We start from the raw sequence: 1,319 nt of genomic DNA on the forward strand, positions 1-1,319 counted from the left end.
CGGCTGCGCAATCCGGTGTATCTGAAGCGTGAGGACAACCAGCCGGTGTTCTCGTTCAAGCTGCGCGGCGCGTACAACAAGATGGCGCATCTTCCGGCCGAAGCGCTGGCGCGGGGGGTGATTACCGCGTCGGCGGGCAATCATGCGCAGGGCGTCGCGTTGTCGGCGGCACGCATGGGCGTGAAGGCGATCATCGTAGTGCCGGTGACGACGCCGCAGGTGAAGGTCGATGCGGTACGCGCGCATGGCGGGCCGACGGTCGAAGTGGTGCAGTTCGGCGAGTCGTATAGCGACGCGTACGGCCATGCGGTCAAACTTCAGGAAGAGCGTGGCCTGAGCTTCGTGCATCCGTTCGACGACCCGTACGTGATCGCAGGGCAGGGCACCGTCGCGATGGAGATTCTCAGCCAGCATCAGGGGCCGATCCACGCGATCTTCGTGCCGATCGGTGGCGGCGGACTCGCGGCTGGCGTGGCCGCGTATGTGAAATCGGTGCGCCCGGAGATCAAGGTGATCGGCGTCCAGACTGATGATTCGTGCGCCATGGCCGCCTCGCTCAAAGCAGGCGAGCGCGTCACGCTGAACGAAGTCGGACTGTTCTCGGACGGCACGGCGGTGAAGCTGGTCGGTGAAGAAACCTTCCGCCTGTGCAACGAATATCTCGACGACGTGCTGCTCGTGAATACCGATGCGCTGTGCGCGGCAATCAAGGATGTGTTCCAGGACACCCGCAGCGTGCTCGAACCGGCAGGCTCGCTGGCTGTTGCGGGCGCGAAGCAGTATGCCGAGCGCGAAGGCATCGAGAACCAGACGCTGATCGCGATCACGTCGGGCGCGAACATGAATTTCGACCGCATGCGCTTCGTCGCCGAGCGCGCCGAAGTCGGTGAAGCACGCGAAGCGGTGTTCGCCGTGACGATTCCCGAAGAGCGCGGCAGCTTCAGGCGTTTCTGTGAACTGGTCGGCACGCGCAGCGTCACCGAGTTCAACTACCGGATCGCGGATGCGAACTCGGCGCATATCTTCGTCGGCGTGCAGATCAGAAACCGCAGCGAGTCCGCGCAGATCGCGGGCGCGTTCGAAGCGCACGGCTTCGCGACCGTCGACCTGACTTTCGACGAACTCTCGAAGCAGCACATCCGCTACATGGTCGGCGGGCGCTCGCCGCTCGCGCATGACGAGCGCCTGTTCCGCTTCGAGTTTCCGGAGCGCCCGGGCGCGCTGATGAAGTTCCTGTCGTCGATGGCGCCGAACTGGAACATCAGCCTGTTCCACTATCGCAACCAGGGTGCGGACTACAGTTCGATCCTCGTCGGCAT

Annotated in this window: 1 protein-coding gene; it reads left to right on the forward strand. The window is 64.0% G+C overall.

What is annotated here, in order from left to right; genetic code table 11:
• Positions 1–1,319 (forward strand): threonine ammonia-lyase, biosynthetic (gene ilvA / locus HV770_RS38030; RefSeq protein ID WP_175166530.1); only part of this gene is annotated, 1,319 nt, incomplete at both ends.

Origin of the sequence: Paraburkholderia fynbosensis, from assembly GCF_902859935.1 — a bacterium.
Lineage (GTDB): Bacteria > Pseudomonadota > Gammaproteobacteria > Burkholderiales > Burkholderiaceae > Paraburkholderia > Paraburkholderia fynbosensis.